Origin of the sequence: Pseudomonas sp. FP597, from assembly GCF_030687435.1 — a bacterium.
Lineage (GTDB): Bacteria > Pseudomonadota > Gammaproteobacteria > Pseudomonadales > Pseudomonadaceae > Aquipseudomonas > Aquipseudomonas lactucae.
Genome location: NZ_CP117432.1, coordinates 195,742 through 209,555, shown reverse-complemented (window position 1 = coordinate 209,555; position 13,814 = coordinate 195,742). Strand labels below are relative to the sequence as shown.

16 protein-coding genes and 1 pseudogene are annotated in these 13,814 nt (G+C 48.9%); 4 read left to right on the top strand and 13 right to left on the bottom strand.

Annotation, left to right across the window (positions count from 1 at the left end; genetic code table 11):
* The first annotated feature begins 439 nt into the window (after positions 1 to 439).
* The gene (locus PSH66_RS00930) at positions 440 to 697 is read left to right on the top strand and encodes a hypothetical protein (RefSeq protein ID WP_078822827.1); all 258 of its coding nucleotides are present in this window, start codon (positions 440 to 442) and stop codon (positions 695 to 697) included.
* 91 nt (positions 698 to 788) lie between these two features.
* Here the strand turns inward: PSH66_RS00930 and PSH66_RS00925 are convergent, their stop codons facing one another.
* The 3 genes from PSH66_RS00925 to PSH66_RS00915 form a co-directional block, all read right to left on the bottom strand.
* On the bottom strand, positions 789 to 1,376 hold the full coding sequence (locus tag PSH66_RS00925; RefSeq protein ID WP_305428205.1) for a hypothetical protein: 588 nt from the start codon (positions 1,374 to 1,376) through the stop codon (positions 789 to 791).
* A 382-nt stretch (positions 1,377 to 1,758) separates the two neighbouring features.
* Positions 1,759 to 2,163: a hypothetical protein gene (locus tag PSH66_RS00920; protein WP_305428204.1), complete on the bottom strand. Its 405-nt coding sequence runs from the start codon at positions 2,161 to 2,163 to the stop codon at positions 1,759 to 1,761.
* Between the two features lie 11 nt (positions 2,164 to 2,174).
* A complete protein-coding gene (locus tag PSH66_RS00915) occupies positions 2,175 to 2,738 on the bottom strand; it encodes a hypothetical protein (RefSeq protein WP_305428203.1) in 564 nt (187 codons plus the stop codon).
* A 323-nt stretch (positions 2,739 to 3,061) separates the two neighbouring features.
* Between PSH66_RS00915 and PSH66_RS00910 the strand changes: the two genes are divergently transcribed.
* Complete coding sequence (locus PSH66_RS00910; protein WP_305428202.1) at positions 3,062 to 3,454, top strand: hypothetical protein; 393 nt, start codon at positions 3,062 to 3,064, stop codon at positions 3,452 to 3,454.
* Positions 3,455 to 3,517: 63 nt separating this feature from the next.
* A complete protein-coding gene (locus tag PSH66_RS00905) occupies positions 3,518 to 4,183 on the top strand; it encodes a hypothetical protein (protein ID WP_305428201.1) in 666 nt (221 codons plus the stop codon).
* Positions 4,184 to 4,329: 146 nt separating this feature from the next.
* Here the strand turns inward: PSH66_RS00905 and PSH66_RS00900 are convergent, their stop codons facing one another.
* The 4 genes from PSH66_RS00900 to PSH66_RS00885 all read right to left on the bottom strand — a co-directional run bounded on the left by PSH66_RS00900 (position 4,330) and on the right by PSH66_RS00885 (position 7,376).
* The gene (locus PSH66_RS00900; protein WP_370694836.1) at positions 4,330 to 4,524 is read right to left on the bottom strand and encodes a hypothetical protein; all 195 of its coding nucleotides are present in this window, start codon (positions 4,522 to 4,524) and stop codon (positions 4,330 to 4,332) included.
* 52 nt (positions 4,525 to 4,576) lie between these two features.
* Positions 4,577 to 5,962: an IS4 family transposase gene (locus PSH66_RS00895; RefSeq protein WP_305428199.1), complete on the bottom strand. Its 1,386-nt coding sequence runs from the start codon at positions 5,960 to 5,962 to the stop codon at positions 4,577 to 4,579.
* Between the two features lie 146 nt (positions 5,963 to 6,108).
* Positions 6,109 to 6,822, bottom strand: a complete 714-nt coding sequence (locus PSH66_RS00890; protein WP_305428198.1) for a hypothetical protein — start codon at positions 6,820 to 6,822, stop codon at positions 6,109 to 6,111.
* Positions 6,819 to 7,376 carry a hypothetical protein gene (locus PSH66_RS00885; RefSeq protein WP_305428197.1) on the bottom strand — a complete coding sequence of 186 codons (558 nt, stop codon included), beginning with the start codon at positions 7,374 to 7,376 and terminating at the stop codon, positions 6,819 to 6,821. The genes PSH66_RS00890 and PSH66_RS00885 overlap by 4 nt, the downstream gene beginning before the upstream one ends.
* 127 nt (positions 7,377 to 7,503) lie before the next feature.
* On the opposite strand from PSH66_RS00885, the pseudogene PSH66_RS00880 reads away from it, so the two are divergent.
* A pseudogene (locus tag PSH66_RS00880) lies at positions 7,504 to 7,779 on the top strand (IS4 family transposase); the annotation flags it as partial.
* A 359-nt stretch (positions 7,780 to 8,138) separates the two neighbouring features.
* Here PSH66_RS00880 and PSH66_RS00875 read toward each other — a convergent pair.
* The 6 genes from PSH66_RS00875 to PSH66_RS00850 form a co-directional block, all read right to left on the bottom strand.
* Entirely contained in the window at positions 8,139 to 8,615 is a 477-nt protein-coding gene (locus PSH66_RS00875) for a lytic transglycosylase (protein WP_305428196.1), read from the bottom strand.
* Positions 8,616 to 8,847: 232 nt separating this feature from the next.
* Positions 8,848 to 9,666 carry an imm11 family protein gene (locus PSH66_RS00870; RefSeq protein ID WP_305428195.1) on the bottom strand — a complete coding sequence of 273 codons (819 nt, stop codon included), beginning with the start codon at positions 9,664 to 9,666 and terminating at the stop codon, positions 8,848 to 8,850.
* 66 nt (positions 9,667 to 9,732) lie between these two features.
* Positions 9,733 to 10,200: a hypothetical protein gene (locus tag PSH66_RS00865; protein WP_305428194.1), complete on the bottom strand. Its 468-nt coding sequence runs from the start codon at positions 10,198 to 10,200 to the stop codon at positions 9,733 to 9,735.
* The gene (locus tag PSH66_RS00860; protein WP_305428193.1) at positions 10,200 to 11,372 is read right to left on the bottom strand and encodes a Hint domain-containing protein; all 1,173 of its coding nucleotides are present in this window, start codon (positions 11,370 to 11,372) and stop codon (positions 10,200 to 10,202) included. Before PSH66_RS00860 ends, PSH66_RS00865 begins: the two co-directional genes overlap by 1 nt.
* A 777-nt stretch (positions 11,373 to 12,149) precedes the next feature.
* Positions 12,150 to 12,539 carry an SMI1/KNR4 family protein gene (locus PSH66_RS00855; protein ID WP_305428192.1) on the bottom strand — a complete coding sequence of 130 codons (390 nt, stop codon included), beginning with the start codon at positions 12,537 to 12,539 and terminating at the stop codon, positions 12,150 to 12,152.
* A 2-nt stretch (positions 12,540 to 12,541) separates the two neighbouring features.
* Complete coding sequence (locus PSH66_RS00850) at positions 12,542 to 13,711, bottom strand: Hint domain-containing protein (protein ID WP_305428191.1); 1,170 nt, start codon at positions 13,709 to 13,711, stop codon at positions 12,542 to 12,544.
* Positions 13,712 to 13,814: the final 103 nt, after the last annotated feature.

Genomic DNA, 13,814 nt, shown 5'->3' with positions numbered 1-13,814 from the left:
GAACAACTTGATCATGTATTTCTTCCTTGTGGGTAGCGGTGCAGCGGTTTGAAAACACCGGCGAAGGCCGGGGTACTTTGGTGACGCGTTTGGGCATCGCCAGTGTTTCGGCAAGGGATGGCAGAACATGAGGCATTGTGCCATCACTCTGATGCCTTGCGCGGTTTTGGGTGCGGGGCTTATAGTCCGGCCGTCGTCCCTATGGCGATCAGGTTTGGCGACCTGACAACAGAGTGCAAAAGCAATCCGCTTTCATGCAGGTGTTTTTGCACCCGCAAAGCTGTGCTTGTTATGGCGGCTGTGCGCGGGAGACCTTCGGGTCTGCCGGTTTACTCTGTTGCCGGTTCGCCAACCTGCGTACAGCTGCCACCCATTCGTTTGGCGACGATTGCGTGGTGGCCTCGACCACCAAAACAGAGTGTTAACTATGAATCGATACATGCCCCTAACCGGCCACGACTGCACCATCCCCGCCCTGCTCATCGACACCCAGGCGCCCCTCGACGTCCTTCACGACGCCGCCGTGCACCGTATTCAGGTCGTCACCCAGTTGCTAGAAAACCTAGCCTTCCGAGAACAGCTCAGCAGCGATGCCGTAGTGCTTTCAGACTTCGCCCATTTGCTGGCCATTCCGCTGCGCGATGGGTGTGATTTGCTGGATGTTATCAGTCGTAGGCTTAATGCTGATCCGTCCTGAGTGAAAGCCGGGCGGCCGTAGTGTCGCCCGCTTTGTGCGTGAGCAGTACAACCAAATAAATCAACTAAATAAATCCGTCCCATTTATCACTCTACTCCCGACCCCCACAAGGATTAACCAACTGCAGTACCTTCGTCCTCGTCGCATAGGGAATAGTAGTGTTAGCAATATAACCCCCGCCATAATTGTACCGCCCGGTGTTCTCCACGAAGTTACCTTGGGGGCCGACGAAGGTTTTTTTACCCTGCGTCATTGCATCCAGCATGAGTTTCTTCTTCAGTAAGTCCGGTTTTGCGTCGGGGGTAATCGGCCATATTTGCAGGGCGTAGTCTTTGGTAAACATGTAGAAGTTCGGCGCTGTGTCGAGGGATGCCTGTGCGTGGGCGCACATGACTTCGCTTGCCTGGGGCTGCAAGACCGGCCTGTAGTGCTTATTGCTGTAACTGGCAAGAATCAGCTTTGTGCGGGTCTGCACGGCCAGTGCATCCTGCAACTGACAGGGGGTTATGTCACCGTATGGGTGGGCGCACCACGCCACCTGGGTCATCGTGACAACATCTTCTGGTTTCACCGCTAGGTCTTTCTGAATGGCCGCACGATCTTCGGGTTTTTCGTAGGGAATGCCGGCGCACCCGGCGAGTAACGCAGGCGGGAGCAAGACGGCTAAGAGCAGGCGCATTTGGGACTTCCTTGCGAGAAAGATATTTGGAGCGCAGCAGGATAGCCAGGCATGATTAGCCGGGCAAGCGCAGCTTAACTATCCAGTGTTTACTTTCGACGCCTGATTTCTGGTTCATATTTCCCCCCAGTGATTAAATCGCAATATGACTACAAAAGGGACGACTACAAAAGGAACAGATTTATTTAATGACTTACCAACCAACACCACGCCTAAACAAATCAGTCCCCTTTACTGCTATTTTTTCAGCAGGATCAGAGGGTTACCTGTTAAGTAAGTGCCATTCAAATCCGTCCCATTTTCCCTTTTCCAGTCACCTTTTCCGTCCTTTTCCTATAAAATACCTACCCGTTAATAAAATCGTAGGCTGACCGTCGTTCCCTCAACTGCCGCCCTGATTCAAAACGTTTATCTCGCGCCAGCAAATACTTTCTGGTAAAACCTGATTCTTATTAAACAGGGAAAAAACCTCAATCACATCATCAATATTAAACCACTCATCTTTTTTTAATGGAACCCGCCCCGCACTAAACGACAACAAGGTTCCATCTTCAAAGTTCGTGCTGGAATTTGAATGATAACCTCTAAACAGCTTTTTACTTTTAGCGTCATATCTTTCAATAAAACAAGTAAATCTGCCTCCAGCCACTTGAACGTAGTTACCGTCATCATCAGTCATGCATGCGAACGAACTAGGGCCGTAGCTTTTTAATTTCTTCAGCGCTTTTATAAGCTGCGCCTGATTAACATCATCTATTACAGGACTATTTTCAGCTTCTAGCTTCATACTTACCACCGTCACGGGACATAGACTGTTGTAGCGCTTTCGATGACTTGGCCATTTAGCCCTCCTTTCCCTTGCGCCCCAAACTTATTAACAAAATAATCGGTAAATTCTTGATAGCTAGTCTTGCTAGCGGTTCCGCTTTTCACTTCAAGACCGTGCAATTTTCCGTTTGTGTCACGTACCACAATGTCATACCTACGATCACCGAGAGGCCCTTTAACAACCATCTCAGTTCCCACAACTTCCATTCCATTTGATTCTAAATGTTCAGCAAATTCATTTGCCTTGACTGTTCCCGGAGGAGATACACCAGTCGGGCTTGAAAATTTTCCGTCAGGGGTTCGATAGCTCCCGTCTGAATGCAGTTTTATTTCGGGAGCAATATTAGTCTCTAGGCTAACTTTCGTCCCACCTGCCGAAGCTGTACCTGCTACCTCCTTTGCACCACCAATCGCTTCTGCACCAAAATACCCCTCCGGCAACCAACACGGCCCCGTATTGTGCACCCACGTCTTCAAATCCCCAACGTAGAACGTGTGCCCCACATCCACTGTCAGGTTGAAGGTCTGGCCCACTGGCAAGTAAAGCTCCAGCGACTCCACTTCAGACGACGTGTTGTCGGTATCGCCATCGGCCAGGGATTGCAGCAGATCTCCCGGTTTAAGATCGATAACCGGTATGAAGTCGCGCTTGGCCGGTACGTAGAACGGGTGACCCGGTGTAACCAGCAGGGTCTCGCCTTCGGCTTTACCGTCTGCGCGAACACTTTTCAGCTTAAGGCGGTAAATCGGTTGGTCGGAGCGCTGATGGGTGGCCAGAATTTTTTAGTGGAAAATTAGCTGGAGAAGCGTCCAGCGCAGCGGCGACGAAAGAACTTCCGGCTCCTAATCGAAGTGGGTTGGACCTTTCCAAGGTCGACGTTTTGACTATAAGGGATGCGTGGAAATTAGATGGCGAAAACAGAGGTCTGATTTTCGTCCAGGAACCTCAAGGAGACTTTGCTAAACCGTTCGTTAAGTTCGAAGCGGGTACAACAGGGGCATTTTCCGATGTTCTATCGCAGCGTAAAGCAGTCCCTGCAATTAGATTTGACAATCCAAATCCGAACGGCAACAATTTTGTGAAGTTTGACGGCATAGAGGATATTAACGGTATCACCTTGATTGATCGAAAAACGGCGCTAACTACATTTGATAAACAGATACAGAGCGTTCAGCGAGTATCGGCAGCGCTAAAGCAGAATCCGGGAGTTAAGGCGGTTTTTGAATTTCCCAATCAAAAAAGCAGCTGATAGGGCAACAGATATCCTTGTTGAGCAAAATATCAGAAATATTTCTGTAAGGGTGGCACCTTAATGACTAAATATAAGCTTGAATTTCGACATAGACCTAATTTTTCAGAGTCTATCGAAGAGAGGCATAATAATTTTTTGAGAGCTGTAAGCGATTTGGGCGTTCCATGGGGTTTGAACGATTCCCTTAAAATTCCCCCTATTGGAAGCGAGTTGGTGACCTCGGTGTCATTAGATAAGCTACTTCCAGTCGGCGTTAAAGGTCGTATTTCATACGCTCTGCGAGATCAGAAGTATCTGGAAGATGATGCGCAGTTTGATGATACTCTATTTATTGAATTTACTGCTTCAAAAGTCGACTATTCAGATTTGTTGAAAGTTGTTTTTCCTAGATATATTAAGGCGTTTGGTTCCTATCGCTCGGCTTTGCATGATTGGAGTGTTACGAGAAGCGATTGGCCTTTAGTGGTAGAAGCTTGTGAAGCTACAAAGAAAGACGTCAATGGTAGGGATGGCGTTTTACGTATAAATGCAGCGAATTATTTCGATAAGGAATTGTGTTTTCGTGCTTTTGGAAAGGGACCTCGTGAACTTGTTGATTTAATAAGTGGTTATGTAGAAGAAGTGCGTGAGCTTGAAGATGGAATCTTGATTGTGATTAGTTATAATCCGCTATCTGCCGACGAGCTCCTCAGTGCGGGTGATCGACTAAAAAGCTTGGTGATTTGATTGTTTTTTTGGTCAAGATGGTCGGTGTAGGGCTGTTTTGACTGGGCCTGGTAGAGTTGTTGGGAAGATTCTGCTTTTATGGTTCTTTAATAAAATGGTTTTATATATCGACCGGGCAGTTATGGTTTAACTGCCCGGATTCTGCTTTAGATTTTCGAGTTTAATTTCTGTCCAATAACATCCAGCAGATCACACCCATCCCGCAGCGGGATAGCCAGCAACAGCGTGAAATCATGTAGCACAACGGCATCACTGCTGATCTCCTCCCGAAATGTCAGATTCTCCAAAAATTGCGTCGCTGCGCGAATACGATACGCGCCGCCGTCATAGAGAACATCAATGGGAACTTGCGAAAAAAGGGGACCGAAAAAAGGGGACGGATTTGAATGGCACTTACTTAACCTTCTTCGGGTGTCCATTTTTCCTGACCTCGGCCCTGGCCGCCGAACGCTTCTGCATCAGCATCGGGTAAGGCTTGGGCCTTCGCTTTATGGCACGAGGCTCAATGCGCCCAGTCCGGTTTCCCACACGTTTCCTGGCGATCAATTTGAGCAAATTCTGGGCCCCATCGCCTCGTGCATCGGCACCGTACTGGCACATCGCAAGGCATAATTGAAGGCTATGTTTGAAGCTCAGCTGTCGCGGCAAACAATCAGCTAATAGCGCTGATTGGGCCATTACCATCCGAATCAAATTGTGCGCCAGCAGATACATCCATAACTCTTTGACGGCCATGTCAGGCGTCTTGCAGCTCAGCGTTTCAAGCCCCAACGTTGTCTTGAGATTGCGCAAGTCCAGCTCAACATGCCAGCGGTCTTTGTACAGTGATTTTAGCGCTGCCTTGGATGCTTGTTGTGGGCACTTCAAGGTGGTTACCAGGATTTTTCCGCCGGTTTTCAGTTCACGTACTGTCAGTGTTTCAGGTACATCGTCGTAATAAGTTTGGCTCATCCAGGAAGGCCGTTGCTTGGGCTTTTTCAACACCACCAAATGATCTTCCGATCCCAGTGATTGCCCTAGTTGAAAGTCCGTACTGCGCCGCCTGGCACCGTATTGTTCGAATACACCGTCGATTCCACGACGATGCAGTTCACACAGCAAAAAGTACGTCGCGTAGTAGGCGTCGCCCAACACAACGTCGCCTCGATTAAGCGTGTCGAGCATCGTTCTGAGCAGTGTCTGCTCATCGCCACCCTTGCCCCGAAAGCGCCCCAGCGAGGCATCTAAAACGGCACCGCTGGCCAGGCAAATGATCCCCACCAAACGGCAGATGGGGAAACCCAACCCGACTTTCTGGCCACGAGACTGCGGATAGGCATTTTGGTTGGCCGTGGTGTCCGGCATGGTCACCGTGGTGCCATCCACTAGACGCACTGGGCGCCCCATCCAGCGCCATGATGGTGGCGCGTTGTGACTCATTGATGATCCCGTGGAGCGCAACAACGTTGAAACCATTTCTACCGGCAACCGCGCCCGTGCTTTGCAATAAGCGCCGGTGTACACGCTGTTGGGCTTCAATCCATCGCAGCAACGTTTGATCGAGAAGTCATTCACGGCATTCTGGCAAGAACGGTCGGCATTCATGGCCTGGGCCAGAAACATCGACAGGGTCTCGGTTGGTGTGAACAACCGTTGACGATGCTTGGGCATCACGGGCTCGACACGCTGTAGCAGCTCTGGGTCGGCGAGCAACTTGAAGAATGCTGGAGCATTGCTGTTTTTGGCGTGCTGATGAATGCGCTGCTGTTGATGATTGACGATTTGACGTCTACGATTCACGCGGGCTGTGTCCTTGTTCTATTGGTGTGTGTTCGCAACTATCACCGTAGACCAAGGCCAGCCTTTTTCAATTTTTTCAGCAGGATCAGAGGGTTACCTGTTAAGTAAGTGCCATTCAAATCTGTCCCCTTTCTGCGTTTTCTGTCCTAGACCAGCCCCAAGATTGGCTTGAACTGCTCATTCATTTTTAAAAAATTTTCATATGACATATTCGGGTCATCGTTAAGAACTAAATAAACCCCATCCATCAGACGTACCGCCATACGACACATGCCTTGCAGTCGTGCAATTACTTCATCAGGGCCATAACCTAGAGCACGCTGACAAAGAGTCGCATCCCAGAACTGGGCAGGATAGAGCGTATAGATATTGTTGCGCCCATCAACATCTACAGTTTTGTCCTCACGCAACCCGTTATAAATTGAATTATCATCGTTTAGTCCCCCTTGATAATACAGACCATACAGATCATAGGATACGTGAGCCTTATACCCTCTGAACGCCTCAACCACATTCGGAAAATACTCATTCAAGACAACGGCATAATTAATAGCTTTGTTTGATATCTTAAACCCGAAACGCAAGTGCTCGTCATAGGAGGCCATATCTTCATATACGTATCGATCACCACGATACGCATAGTCCCCCACAAACCGGAGCCCTCTGATCGGAAGCTTAACTGTATAGGTAGCAACCAACCCGTCGCCGCAATCCGGGGTATCCGGAAGCTCAAGACCTGCGAAGCCTAAAGGTGCACCGATCCGAGACATCCTATCCATTACATCAGCATGTCGCTGGCTAATAGATAGAGTTCTGTCAGGACGTGCGTGAATCCATAGTTCTATATCTGCTGCACTCATGGGGCTCTTGTCCTAGTACTAACAATTTTATCAAAACCATTGGAACGAATAAAAGCCTTGGCCTGTGCCTCAACTTTTTGATTCGGAAACTCATATACAACTTTATACCCAGGATTCTGTTCCACGGCGGCTTTCACACGCTGCAAAGTATCCATAACCGACTTTTGCGTTGAAGGGCTCCAAATAGCCAATTTTGTCTTTGCATCAATTAACATAACGGATGAACCATCAACAGTCGCCTCAATTCCGTCAAACTTAACGAAATTTACACCTTTGTCGTTGGGATTGGTATAGCGCAGAGCCGGCACCCCTCCTTTACCTGTAGTTAAATCACTGAACGCGCCATTGGTACCGGCCTGAAAGTCCTGCGCAGCCGGCTTTCCTTTCGGACCTTCAGCAACATAAATCAGACCTTTATTCTCACCACCCAAGGCTCTTGCTTCAGTCTCGGTAAGTACGCGGGTATTGAGGTTTGGCAGTAAGTCATCAACCTCACCTCCAAGCCTTTTTGCACCTTGCTGATCAAGTACCGAATTAGGCAGTTTCTCCGTCAAATCAGGCCCTTTCGGGTTGCCTCCGATGCGCTCCAAAGCGGCCTTTTCAGCATTAACTAATGCCTCTGCCTCTTTTGCATCAGGATACCCGTCAGCCGGAGCTTCGAATTGGATGGTAATGGCCTAATCAGCGCTATTAGCTGATTGTTTGCCGCGACAGCTGAGCTTCAAACATAGCCTTCAATTATGCCTTGCGATGTGCCAGTACGGTGCCGATGCACGAGGCGATGGGGCCCAGAATTTGCTCAAATTGATCGCCAGGAAACGTGTGGGAAACCGGACTGGGCGCATTGAGCCTCGTGCCATAAAGCGAAGGCCCAAGCCTTAACCGATGCTGATGCAGAAGCGTTCGGCGGCCAGGGCCGAGGTCAGGAAAAATGGACACCCGAAGAAGGTTAAGTAAGTGCCATTCGGGACAGATTTATTTAATCTCAAACTTATTCAAATAAATCCGTCCCCTTTTTTGCTCTTTTTTGCTTTTTTGTCGCGATGACTTGCCTGCCGCTGCTAATGGACAAACCTGGGTCAGACCAAAATCTGTCTCCTTTTATCACTTTTATCCAAATTGACAAGTTTGAATATGCCCCCCAACGTCCGTGGGCAACCACTCTTTTCCAACAGCCGTTTGGCACGTCGAGCTATACGTAATTTTATCCACATAACCGTTTATAGAGAAAATGGACAAATTTATTTAATTGGCTTTTCTACCGCTACCTCGAATTCAAAATAAATCGATCCAGTTTTCTTCCTGAAACTAGAATTTCATCTATTTAATTTAACAACACCGGAGTATTTACCGAATTCAGGAGCATTTTCGTAGTTACCAACGGGATCAAACGTCGATTTAGATTTTTCCAAATTATGGGGATTAAACCCCTCGCGGCGTATGATCAGCTCACCATTTTCCTTAAAAATGTAGCTCGTTCCAGAAACTACTTTATCTTCGTCCCCGTAATACTCGCGATGTGTTGCCATGGTCAAAAATAGCTTTTCCGCATCAATATACTTAAATTGATAAGTAAGATATTCGCGACCTTTATCGTCCAGAAAACCTACCCCAACCATTTTTTTATCTATCAACATCTCTACAAAACATGAGGGTTGTGAGTCAGAGCCTATCAAAGCCACATATGACTTACCTGCCAGGTGTTTCGCCCTAGCCGCCTGCTCGTTCATCGGACCGATAGCAATACGTTTGAGACGAAACCAGTTATTACAATAAAACACCGACAACCCCATCAGTACACCTTCCCATTGACATCTCTGATAATGACTCCAGCCTTATTCGCAGCATCAAGAATCGACTGAGGTATAGCTTAAAAGGGGACAGCCTTATTTAATTTGCATCTGTACTGCCTCATCAAATTCAAATAAATCTGGCCTATCCCTTCCTGCTTCCTTTTATTCTTAAATCCTCTAAAAACTCTCCGCCCAAAGTATGACCACTTCACTTCCGCCACTATTCGGCCAACTAGGTAGCGGTTTCTTGATCACCATTGACAGAGTCAAACAGGGCGCCGACAACACCAGCTGCCATAAACCGCCGTTTCACTTCCTCACTAACAATGACCGCGCCCAAATATTTTTTTAACCTAAAAATATGACTTGACCCCACCTTATCCCGGTCAATTACCAAATTGTAAAAGGCACGGTAATTGCCGGCCATATCTGGCCTAACAGGATCATTAATTTCAAATTTTTTGAAGCGCGAGTTTTTTTCATCTACACAATCAATTTGCGTTTCGATGATCATTAAGAAATAATTATGACAAACTTTTTTATTATTTATTTCAACTGGCGCAAAAACGACATTTCGATAAGGCTCATCAACCTCTTGCAAGCCGGCGAGCGAATTTCGTGCTTTCTCGCTTAAGACGGGAACACTCGCATATCCAGCGAGGGAATAATCAACCTCTTTACCGTCGACTTTGACATCAAGAGTATACGTTCCTGCCTCCATGAAATTAACTGGAGGATCACTAAAGTGCCAGTTATTTACATGATGTACGCCCCCAAGTTTCCACTTATCACAGACAGTCACATCTTGCCGCATTAGATAATATTTCATCTCAGTCCCTCGTGAGCCATTTATAACTTCACTACCCACGATTACTGCCTCTATTTTAATCCCTTTCAATGTCCTCGTCACAGTAAACGAATAAAAGGAGAAAGGGGACAAAGTTTCTTTTAACTCAGCTCGTTTAAATAAATCCGTCCCCTTTCTTTTTTGAAAGTACAAAAGGGACAGTACAAAAGGGACAGATTTATTTAATGACTTACCAACCAACACCACGCCACGCCTAAATAAATCCGTCCCCTTTACCTTTCTTTACCTTTCTTTTTCCCTTTTCTGTATTCACCCATTAAAATTCGAAATTAATGTCACCTTCCATAAGTCGCCGTTTTTAGAAAATTCCATACGTACTGCATGCGTCTTGAGCTCATACTTAAGCCACTGCTGAATATAGCCAATTAGCATGTCTACTCTGCCTGGTGCCGCTTTGTCAGCAGGACCTAACTCCTCAAGGACAGTTTGTACATTCCAGAGCTTACCAATTCGATCAATCACATCACCTTTATACGCGGCATAGCCTTCATGATCTTGAATAAAAAAATGAATATGATTTAACTTTCCGGCACGAAACCCAAACTCAATTCCGGTTTTAATAAACTTATAAAACCTCGTCTTCCCCATCGGATCGTTATAGCTATCCGGCGTTTCTGTAATAACTGGTAATTCGCCCAGTTTTCGGCATAACTCCGTCACTATCGGCCCACCTTCATCTTGACCAAGAGCTTGAATAAAATCTGACCAACTGTTCATTATTTAATAACCCCAGTCTTACGGTTTCTCTCAACGATTTTTTGAATGGTTTCATCCACTAGTTTCGAGTCGTAGCCTCGGATACTCAAATTTATCCTCAGTTTTTCTGTGTCACGGCACACTGCTCCGCACAGGTCGGCTGCATCTTGTTGAATCTGCGCAGGAGTATTTTTCCCGCCATAGGTACGACCAGCGATGTGCACCTCTCTCGGAACCTCCACAGCTGTCGAGTTTTGATAAAGAACTCTATATTCCGCATCTGTAAGCGGACGGCCTAATTCTGCTTCTTTCGACGTACGCAACGCAGCAATTGAGGGTATATGGTCATGTTCTAGACGATCTCCTACCACTTCCCTTGCCTTAAGACTTTTTAACGCGTCCACCTCAAGCTCTTGTACTGCCGTTTTCGAAGGCGTGGCTCCGCCAAAATACCCCTCCGGCAAAAAACACGGCCCCGTATTGTGCACCCACGTCTTCAAATCCCCAACGTAGAACGTGTGCCCCACGTCCACCGTCAGGTTGAAGGTCTGACCCACCGGCAAGTAAAGCTCCAGCGACTCCACTTCAGACGACGTGTTGTCGGTATCGCCATCGGCCAGGGATTGCAGCAGATCTCCCGGTTTAAGATCGATAACCGGTATGAAGTCGCGCTTGGCCGGTACGTAGAACGGGTGACCCGGTGTAACCAGTAGGGTCTCGCCTTCGGCTTTACCGTCTGCGCGAACACTTTTCAGCTTAAGGCGGTAAATCGGTTGGTCGGAGCGCTGATGGGTGGCCAGAATTTTAGCGGCGAAGGGTTTGCCGCCTTTTTCGGGTTTGCTCCAGACCACGTCGCCGACTTTGAGCGACTCGATGGTGCGGTCGCCGTTGGGGGTCGAGACTTTGGTGCCTGCCGCGAAGCAGCAAGGCTCTTTGTAGTTCGTGAGGATGACGTCGTTGCGTCTGGTCGCGAACAGGTCATCGGCCCTGGCGTAGCCGCCCACATCACCGGTGTAGGCGGTCTGCTCGTATTTCCCAAGCGAGGTTGTCGGCGCTGTCGCATTGGCGCCTGTGCGCTCGAACCGCACTGCCGAGTCAAGGCTGTTGGGGCTCAGGCCATAGTTGGGCACGTCATCCGCGACGCGTGCGATGCCGCTGCTGCCAAGCGCTTCCTGCCGGCCGACGCTGGTCAAACCGGCGACTGACTCGCTTCGCGCTATGAGTGCACCGTCAGCTCTTACGAGGGTAGAGGCCTCGCCTGCCTTCCCAAGCATCCCGAGTTTTGACCAGGCTCCTGCTGGAGTGAAGTTAGCCGCCACAGAGCTGCCGATTTCTGTGATTTGCGCGGCGGATTCATAGCTGTTGCCTTGATAATCAGAGACAAATTTCCTACCCGCCTGCCGGGTTCGACAAGGCCACCGGTGTAGATGCTGCCGCTGCTGACGGCGGAGAGATTGTTGCTGACGCGTAGGGTACCAACGTTGATCAGGTCGCCGCCGGTGATTAGGGACAAAATAAAAGCCAAGTTTTTAAAGAGCTACTTCAGACCAGTTTTATAAACTCTAAAAACACAAATTATGTTCTGTATTTGTTTTTTCACCGAAATGCGTCCACGCGCAAATAGATCTTTCCCCTTTGACCTCCTGATGAAAACGCGTCGACCAGCAAGGGCCGAGGTCAGGGAGAATGAGCCACTCGAAAAGTATTTAAGCAAGTTTCATTCAAAACAGCTTTATTTCAACTAAAATTTATTTAAATAAAAATCTCCCCCTCTCTCTATATACATCTATTCCCTTTCCTTACGCAGACTGCTAATAATTTTATTCCAGTAGCGTACTGCTTCAAAGTGCTGCTGTCTCGTCAACCAAGTTTTGTTCTCAGGGTTAGTGGGATCACCACCAAGAATAATCGGCGTAATCTCGAATAACTCCATGCCCTTGGGGCGTGAGTGCTCATTCAGGCCACTCATTTCAGTCTGCCAATCGAGCAAATAGATCAAGGAGGTCGCGCGCTACCAGAATGGCGGACTGCCGATCCATGCCTACGAACGGGATGCGCACTATGGGCATTGCTGCATCCTCGGTGTCGAATCCATACCCCTCCCCTCCTCCGTTAGAAGCGAACAAAATGATTCCCGGCGCATATGTCTCGACATCATATTCGCAATTGAAATCGGCTAATTCTTCCGCTCTCCAAAAAATGATGTAGTTGTCGCCAATGAAGCCTTCGCCGCCGTCATGCTTCTTGAGGAAGTTAATATAACTCTCAGGAAGCGCGACTCCCAAGCGTGTTGACAGACCATTAACAGCCGAAATTTCAGCCGGACCATTGAGTTGCCCCTCTGTCAGATCATATCCCATTGCTATCTTCCTAGGTCTTTCTGCAATTGATTCCACCATGGAGTTACCTGCTGCCTATGAACATCGCGAGGCAGAATAACTTTGTTGGTGGACTCGGTCGGACTTCCGCCAAATTTCACCGGGTTAATTTCATGCACGTCTACAGGCTCACCTATAAGTCCTTGTTCTCGGCGGAAAGTGCTATTAGCCTTGTTGGCCGCATTTCTGGCGGCATTATACTCTGCCCCCTCCAATAATCTGAAGGGCCCTTGCGGTACCGGGACGCCCGCTGGGTAGCCTGTCCAATCGGAAATCGAAAAACTTCCTTCCGGGAGATCGATAGCAACGGGAGGTACTGAGCTTTTGGCGGCGCTGTTAGCGGTCGCGTCTGCACCTCTGGCCACATCGACTTCGATATTTGCGAGTTTGGAGTCACCTCTACCGCCAAAATACCCCTCCGGCAACCAACACGGCCCCGTATTGTGCACCCACGTCTTCAAATCCCCAACGTAGAACGTGTGCCCCACGTCCACCGTCAGGTTGAAGGTCTGGCCCACCGGCAAGTAAAGCTCCAGCGACTCCACTTCAGACGACGTATTGTCGGTATCGCCATCGGCCAGGGATTGCAGCAGATCACCCGGTTTAAGATCGATAACCGGTATGAAGTCGCGCTTGGCCGGTACGTAGAACGGGTGACCCGGTGTAACCAGTAGGGTCTCGCCTTCGGCTTTACCGTCTGCGCGAACACTTTTCAGTTTGAGGCGATAAATCGGTTGGTCGGAGCGCTGATGGGTGGCCAGAATTTTAGCGGCGAAGGGTTTGCCGCCTTTTTCGGGTTTGCTCCAGACCACGTCGCCGACTTTGAGCGACTCGATGGTGCGGTCGCCGTTGGGAGTCGAGACTTTGGTGCCTGCCGCGAAGCAGCAAGGCTCTTTGTAGTTCGTGAGGATGACGTCGTTGCGTCTGGTCGCGAACAGGTCATCGGCCCTGGCGTAGCCGCCCACATCACCGGTGTAGGCGGTCTGCTCGTATTTCCCAAGCGAGGTTGTCGGCGCTGTTGCATTGGCGCCTGTGCGCTCGAACCGCACTGCCGAGTCAAGGCTGTTGGGGCTCAGGCCATAGCTGGGGACGTCATCCGCGACGCGTGCGATGCCGCTGCTGCCAAGCGCTTCCTGCCGGCCGACGCTGGTCAAACCGGCGACTGACTCGCTTCGCGCTATGAGTGCACCGTCAGCTCTTACAAGGGTAGAGGCCTCGCCTGCCTTTCCAAGCATCCCGAGTTTTGCCCAAGCCCCT

Excerpts from the sequence above, each read along its gene's own strand:
- PSH66_RS00930 (WP_078822827.1), top strand. The coding sequence starts at position 440 with ATGCCCCTAACCGGCCACGACTGCACCATCCCCGCCCTGCTCATCGAC.
- PSH66_RS00925 (WP_305428205.1), bottom strand. The coding sequence starts at position 1,376 with ATGCGCCTGCTCTTAGCCGTCTTGCTCCCGCCTGCGTTACTCGCCGGG.
- PSH66_RS00920 (WP_305428204.1), bottom strand. The coding sequence starts at position 2,163 with ATGAAGCTAGAAGCTGAAAATAGTCCTGTAATAGATGATGTTAATCAG.
- PSH66_RS00905 (WP_305428201.1), top strand. The coding sequence starts at position 3,518 with ATGACTAAATATAAGCTTGAATTTCGACATAGACCTAATTTTTCAGAG.
- PSH66_RS00890 (WP_305428198.1), bottom strand. The coding sequence starts at position 6,822 with ATGAGTGCAGCAGATATAGAACTATGGATTCACGCACGTCCTGACAGA.
- PSH66_RS00875 (WP_305428196.1), bottom strand. The coding sequence starts at position 8,615 with ATGGGGTTGTCGGTGTTTTATTGTAATAACTGGTTTCGTCTCAAACGT.
- PSH66_RS00865 (WP_305428194.1), bottom strand. The coding sequence starts at position 10,200 with ATGAACAGTTGGTCAGATTTTATTCAAGCTCTTGGTCAAGATGAAGGT.
- PSH66_RS00855 (WP_305428192.1), bottom strand. The coding sequence starts at position 12,539 with ATGGGATATGATCTGACAGAGGGGCAACTCAATGGTCCGGCTGAAATT.